The 454-nt window shown below is 70.9% G+C and carries 1 protein-coding gene; it reads left to right on the forward strand.

The window, feature by feature from the left end:
* On the forward strand, positions 1-399 hold a 399-nt coding region (locus RM844_RS32700; RefSeq protein WP_311671067.1), incomplete at its 5' end, for a hypothetical protein.
* Positions 400-454: the final 55 nt, after the last annotated feature.

The following is a 454-nucleotide window of genomic DNA, read 5'->3' on the forward strand; positions in this document are numbered from 1 at the left end:
GTCCACCGCCTGCTCGTGGAGGCGCGCTTCCTCGGCGACGAGGAGCCGAGCACCGAGCCGCTCGGCCAGGTACGCGACGCCGCGCACCGGTTGCACGACGACCTCCTCGAGCACCTCGCCTACGAGGAGGAGCACGTGATCCCCATGGTCCTCGACCGCGTCGCACCGGACGATCAGGTCCGGCTGCTCGGCAAGGTCGTGGCCGAGAACCCGCCGGAGCTCGTCCCGCGCCTGGTGCCCTGGATGGCAGCGGCGATCGCCCCCGACCACCGTGTGGCCTTGGTCGAGGATTGGCAGCGCTCGCTCCCGCCGGAACGGTCCGCTCAGCTGATCGGCTTCCTGCGCGAGGGACTCCCACCGGACATGTGGAGCGAGCTCAGCGCACGTGCCGCTCTGTGACACCGGGGGAGGATCCCGTGGCAGCTCCGAGCACGGTGACGTGGCCGATCTACTC

Source organism: Streptomyces chisholmiae (assembly GCF_031845445.1).
GTDB classification, from domain to species: domain Bacteria; phylum Actinomycetota; class Actinomycetes; order Streptomycetales; family Streptomycetaceae; genus Streptomyces; species Streptomyces chisholmiae.